The organism is Actinomycetospora sp. (assembly GCF_055612215.1).
In genome coordinates this window covers 1-6,143 of sequence record NZ_JBVPVA010000578.1, presented here as the reverse complement: position 1 = coordinate 6,143, position 6,143 = coordinate 1, and the positions used below count along the sequence as shown (strand labels likewise).

Genomic DNA, 6,143 nt, shown 5'->3' with positions numbered 1-6,143 from the left:
TGGTCGCCGAGCCCGTCGTGGACGACCTCCACCTGCCAGCCGGGCATCTCCCGCACGAAGTTCCCCCGCGCGCACACCCCGCGGCCGTTGGTGAAGCTGGTCGGCCCACCGGCGCGGGACTGGCGGATGTGGTCGTGGTGGCGGATGGGGGCGTCGCAGAACGGGTCGCGGCAGCGGCCGCCATCGCGTAGGTCGATCAGCGCGGCGAGGAACCCGTCGAAGCGCCGCGCCCGCGACTCTCCGCCTACGAGGGTGCCGTGGCCGGGGTGGGCGAACAGCCGCCGCCACCACCGCTTCCCCGCGGTGGAGCGCAGCACATCGGTGACGATCCCGGCCGGCAGCGGGCCGTGCCCGACCAACTCCCCCGTCGCGGGACTCTCGGGATCGATGAGTGCGTCGAGGGGGAGCACGATCCCGACCTCGACGTCGACGTCCTGGGCGCGGGCCTGTCCGGTGAGGCGCTCGACGAGGGTGTCGGCCATGACCTGGTCCCGACTCCGCCCATCACCGCCGGTGGCGACCACGCGGTCGGCGTGCGCGCGCAACGCGGCGAGGCAGGCGACGCCCTGTTCGACGGGCAGCAGCCCGGAGAGCACGGCCATGGTGTCCGGGGCCGGGCGCAACGTGACCCGCCGATCCTTGCGCGCTTTCCGCCCGCGGCGGGTGTAGCCGACGCGGTCGGTCTCGTAGGCGATGCGCTTGACGGTCGCTTCGGCGCGGCGGAACCCGACCTGCTCGAGCCCGGCCTCGGCGAGCGCCTTATCCACCAGCCGGCGCTGCTCGCCGTCGAGGTGGCTCGTCTGGCCGACGACGGTCTCGGCGAGCCGCTCACTGATCCGCCCCGCGGCCAGCAGCCGACGGGTCTCGGGCAGATCAGCGGCGAGGGTGCGGGCGACCGTGAGCCGCTTCGAGCCCTGCCAGGGTGAGACCTGGGCGGCGAGGGCGATCTCGTCGGCGATCCCGCGGCCCAGCGTCTCCGGATCCAGCCGCCCGGCGGCGACCAGCTCGCCCTGCTCGGCGACCCGGGTCCGGGCGAAGGCGACCATCTCGGTGTGCTGCGCCGCGGCCAACGCCGCCCGCGCCTTCTCCAGCACGGCGATTCGGTCGACCCGCGCCGCCGCGGTGACCGTCGGGTCGTCGACCGCGGCGTCGGCGAGCTCACCGAGGCGGGCGAGCATCGCGGCCAGCTCCACACTGACGGCGTCACCCGCCCCGACCCGTCGTTCGAACGCATTTGCGAAAGCTAGCGCGACCCCCCGACACTCACGCTCCGCCGACGAGGACGGCCACCGCGCTCAATGCTCCTCGGTGACGACCTCGTACCAGGTCGTCTCGCTCGGGCCCTCCTGCAGACCCTCCATGCGCTCGCGGGTCTCGAGGAAGGCGTCGTCGGCGTGCCAGGCCTCCCAGGCGGCGCGGGTGGACCACGTCCCGACGACGGTGCGCTGGTTCGGCGCCTCGAGCGGGATCAGCAGTTGGTTGCCCAGCCATCCCTCGCGCTGCGTGGCGGACTCGAGCCGGTCGTGCATGGCGGCGTCCCACTCCGGCTCCGAGCCCTGCGTCAGCGTCACGTGCGTGATCACGGTCATCATGTCCGGCGGCTACCCGCACGGACCGCGGCGTCACCGGCCGACGACGGGCGGTGGGTCCCCCGCGGTCCCCGGGACGACCCCGGTCTCCCGCGTGGTGTCGTAGGCGTCGGTCGCCAGCTCGTCGAGGTCCGGCACCAGGATCCGGCCCCAGCGGCGCCCCGGCTCGTCGGGCAGCCGCGTGTCCAGCTCGCGCAGGGTGCCGTCGGCCGGCAGGCCCGCGAAGCTCCCGTCGGAGGCCTGGCCGGTGGTCAGCCCGTCGGCGCCGAGGGTCCAGCGCTCGGGCAGGACATCGCCCAGCGGGCCGACGGACAGGGTGCGTTCGCCGGGGATCGGGTCGGCGGGGCCGGTCGGCGCGGTGACGAACACGCCCGGGGTCTCGGCGACGCCGTCCGCCACCCGCGGCAGGCGGCCCGCACAGGGCCAGGCGAACGCGATCGCCCAGTCCACGAGGACGGGTCCGCGACCGGCCAGCCAGCGGGTCAGCGGGAGCACGTCGACGATCCGCGGGCCGGTCAGCGCCACCCACCCGCCGGTGTCGGTGCGCTCGTCGGTGGCCCGCAGCCGGACCTCGTCGGCGCCGCCGGGGACGTCCGGGGCGGCCAGGGTGACGGTGCGCCACCGCTTCTGGTCGTCCGCGCGGTCCTGCAGCTGCGCCGCCTCGGCGTCGGGCGCGTAGCCCCGGTAGCCGCGGTCGGGCTCGGGGGTCTCGACGACGGGCCGCGAGCCGACGACGCGGTCGTCCCGACCGAACTGCCAGGTCAACGACTCACCGTCGGTCGTGCGGCCCGCCACCGAGACGGCGAGCAGCTGGTCGGTGCCCGGCCGGGGCAGCGCGAACCACCCGGTGGTCAGGGTCCCGACCGTGCCGGCGCCGTCGACGCGGCTGCCCCAGGTGTCGCGGCCGTCCCGGGTGTCGGCCGTCCCGTCGGTCCCGTCGGTCTGGCCCGGGCGGACGGGCGGGGGGTCGACCGCGCCCCCGCCGGCGACGAAGCCGGTCATGGCGGCGCGCGAGCCGTCGACCGGACGCAGCGGCCCGCCGGCGGCCGTCCGCAGGACCTGCACCCGGTCCTGCAACCCGCACGCCGCGGGCGAGGACGGGTCCGCGATCGCGGCCCGGTCCTGGGCGGCGAGCGAGTAGCCCGGGCGCGCGGCCGCCGTCGAGAACGACGAGACGAGCAGCAGCAGCGAGGTCACGACGACGGCGATGGCGGTCACCACCGGGACGAGCGGGCCGCCGCCCAGCACCGCATCGCGCAGCGCCGCACCGGCGAGCGCGGGTCTCACGGACCGCTGGCCGCCCTCGCCCGGGCCGCCCCCGGACCGGAGCCACCCGACGAGGACCACGACAGCGGCCGCGGCGACGGCGAACGCGAGCCACAGGACGACCGAGTCGAACGGGCGTTGCGGACCGTCCGCCCCGGGCATGCCGAACCCGGAGTAGCCCCACCAGGCGTTCGGCCCGGAGAACGCGAACGCCGCCCCGAGCGCGAGCCCGAGCGTGGCGACGCCGGCCGTGGCCGCGACGACCGGGTCGCGCTGCCGCACCGCCCGCCCCAGCGCGAGGATCGCGACGACCAGGCCGATCGCGCCGTAGCCGGCGAGTGCACCGAAGTGGTGCGACCACTTCGAAGGCGTCACGGCCAGCAGCGCGAACCCGGCCGGGGCGAGACCCAGCAGCAGCACCGACTCGCGGCCCAGGACGCTGTCGCGACCCGAGCCACGGGCCAGCACCACCAACCCCGTCGCGGCCATCACCAACCCGACCACCACGGGCACCCGCTTGGCCGCCGCGCCCCAGGAGTCGTCGCCGAACAGGTAGCCGTAGCGCAGCCACTCCGCGTACCACGGCTGGTCGGGCCCGATCTGCTGGTGGATCGCGGTCGCGACGAGGAACCCGTGCCAGGACTGGTCGGCGAACACGACCGTCAGGACGACCGCGGCGAGGCCCGCGATCACCGCCAGGTGGGCCACGGGCAGCAGCGCCCGGGTGACCCGGGCGACCCGGCCCGGTTCCCGCGGCACGCCCGCGCCCCCGATCGCCCGCGCGAGGCGGGGCAGGCACAGCAGGAACGGCGCCGCGGCGAGCAGTCCCGAGGGTGCAGCCGTCACCGTCAGGCCCGCGACGAGCCCGGCCACCGCGATCAGGACGACCGGGTGGGAGACCCGACGGCCGTCGCCGGGGACGCAGCGGGCGGCCCGCAGCACCAGCGCGGCCACCGTCGTCGTCCCCAGCGCGACGAGCGACTCGGGTCGGGCCCCGAGGTCGTAGGGCAACCACCACACCCCGAACGCGAGCGCGGTGAGCACCCGCACCCCCACCGACCGCCCCGTGGCGCCCAGGGCCGGCCCGAGCACCCCGCGGGTGACCACGACCCACAACGCGAGTCCCGCGAGCACGCTGGGCGTGCGCAGCGCCACCGGGGACAGGCCCTGGTCGAGGAACAGCGCGAGCAGCTGCTGGTTCGTCGCGAACGGCACCTCGGAGGCGTCGAACCAGCGGTAGTAGTTCCCGACGTCGCCGGTCGCGGCCTGGCGCGCGATCACCGCGGCGAACCCGTCGTCGTCGGTCAGCGGTCCGACGATCGACCACCAGGCCAGGGTCAGCGCGACGACGACGTCCACCCCGAGCCGGGCGAGCACCACCGGACGCCCCAGCGCCGCGGCCACACCGCGGCGCACCCTCCGGGCACGGGTGCGGGCGATCGCGAGCCCGCGCCGCGAGGCGAGCTCGGCCAGGGCCCGCGGGGGCGGCTCCGTCGGGGTGAGCAGCCGCGCGAGGACGACGAGCAGGAGCGCGACCAGGGCGAGCCGGTGTGCCGCGGCGACGAGGTCGGCCTTGGCCGGGGTGGCGGCGTTGTCGAACCAGGCCGGCGTGCGGGCCGTCAGCGCGAGGCCGCGGGCGTCGTCGCCGCGCAGGTCGGTCGTCGCCGCGAACACCTCGGGGACCGGGGCGCCGGGGACGCTCACCGCGGGGGCACGGGTCGGATCCCCCACGGTCACGCCCACCCCGCCCGCGTCGGCCCGGACGGTGAGCCCACACCCCTGGTCCGGGACCTCGACCGGGACGAGCCGGCCGCTCGCGATCACCTGCACGGTCGGCGGCCCGGCCGCGTCGTCGTCGGCAGGGGCGGTGCGCACGGCGAGACCGTCGGCGGGGCCGCCGACGAGGGTCGCGAGGATCGTCGTGGTGCCCTCCCGGGCGCGGGCGGCCCGGATCGCGCCGCACGGGATGGTGGCCTCGAGCGTGGCCGGGCGGTAGGGGACGAGGAAGAGCGTCGTGGGCTGCGGGGCGGCGCCCGCGCGCGGCCACGTCACCGTCGAGGTCGACGACTCCACCGGCGCCGCGGGCACCTCGGCGGCCACCACCGCGGCCGCGACCCCCACACCCAGGGCGGCCAGCACCACGACCAGCCGCGCGACCCGGCGCGCCCGGGCGCGTCGGACAGGGCCGCGCCGGGGACCGGGACCCGCGGGCGGGCCCTCGTCGACGGGCGCCACCGACCGGGACGGGATCGTCTCGGTCGGCGCGGTGGCGGCCAGGAGGCACCTCGGGTGAGCGACGGACAACGTCGCCCGACGTCCGTGGTGACCGCCACAGCGGTTCGATCCCGGACGGGCGTCAGTGCCGGGTCATCCGTACCCGCGGCCCGCCGCTCACGCGTGGGGGTCGCCCACCGCGACCTCCCCGCCTGCGGTGACGTCGGCGTAGACGCCCGCGCAGGCCCAGCGGCCGGCCACCTCGCGCTTGGTGATGTCGACCCGGTTGTGCTTGGCCACGGTCCGCAGGACGTCCCGGTCCTCGGGCAGGTCCTGCTGGGCGAGCGTGGTCATGATGCAGCGCATGGTCTGGAACGTGTACGACACGCGCACGCCGTCGCCGAGGGTCATCTCCCGGCCGGGCCAGTCGTTCTCGACGAATCCGTCGCCGGTCTCGGCGAGGACGATGTTGGGGCGGTACCGGGCGACCTCGAACCGGCTGTCGGGGGCGAGCTCGCGCAGGCGGGCCAGGGTCGACTCGGTGATGACGTGCAGGGCGGCGAGGTCGTAGAAGCGCCCCGGCGGCGCGAAGCCCGCGACGTCGAAGCGGCTGATGGCCTCGCCGGTGTCCTCACGGCGGGCCGTGGTGGCGTCGATGACGTGCTGGGGCGCGAGGTCGTCGATCTCGGGCCAGATCTCCTCGAAGCCGACGCCCTCGGGCGGGGTGGTGATGAGCTTGACGTCGCGGCCCAGCACCGCGGACAGCGCCTGGTCGATGTCGGGGTCGTCGCTGCGCCGGGTGGAGCCGTCCGGGAAGGTGACGGTCACGGCCGGCGCCGGCTCGCCGGGCACCGGGTCGGCGGTGAACGCCGCGGCGAACTGCAGCAGCGTCGGCCACCGCTTCGGCACCTTCGCGCTCGCGACGACCCCGGTCTCGACGTCGAGCAGCGCATAGGCCCGGTCGCCCACGACGCCGCGCTCGTCGAGGACGGTGCGGGTCAGCGCCTCGCCCTGCATCGACTTGACCGGGTAGCGGTTGATGGCGGCGATGCTCATGCGCGAATCCTTACCCGG

At 76.4% G+C, this 6,143-nt stretch carries 4 protein-coding genes; all 4 read right to left on the bottom strand.

All coding sequences use genetic code 11. From position 1 onward, the window contains the following. Positions 1–1,193, bottom strand: a 1,193-nt coding sequence (locus AC0CYZ_RS15930; RefSeq protein ID WP_472217017.1) for a DUF222 domain-containing protein, incomplete at its 3' end; no start/stop codon positions are given. Between the two features lie 102 nt (positions 1,194–1,295). Beyond that, a complete protein-coding gene (locus tag AC0CYZ_RS15925) occupies positions 1,296–1,583 on the bottom strand; it encodes an antibiotic biosynthesis monooxygenase family protein (protein ID WP_472217015.1) in 288 nt (95 codons plus the stop codon). A gap of 39 nt (positions 1,584–1,622) precedes the next feature. Beyond that, complete coding sequence (locus AC0CYZ_RS15920; RefSeq protein ID WP_472217014.1) at positions 1,623–5,090, bottom strand: arabinosyltransferase domain-containing protein; 3,468 nt, start codon at positions 5,088–5,090, stop codon at positions 1,623–1,625. A 156-nt stretch (positions 5,091–5,246) separates the two neighbouring features. Next, on the bottom strand, positions 5,247–6,125 hold the full coding sequence (locus AC0CYZ_RS15915) for an MOSC domain-containing protein (RefSeq protein ID WP_472217012.1): 879 nt from the start codon (positions 6,123–6,125) through the stop codon (positions 5,247–5,249). Positions 6,126–6,143: the final 18 nt, after the last annotated feature.

Bases quoted from the DNA above. Each gene is read 5' to 3' on its own strand.
- AC0CYZ_RS15915 (WP_472217012.1), bottom strand. From the start codon at position 6,125: ATGAGCATCGCCGCCATCAACCGCTACCCGGTCAAGTCGATGCAGGGC.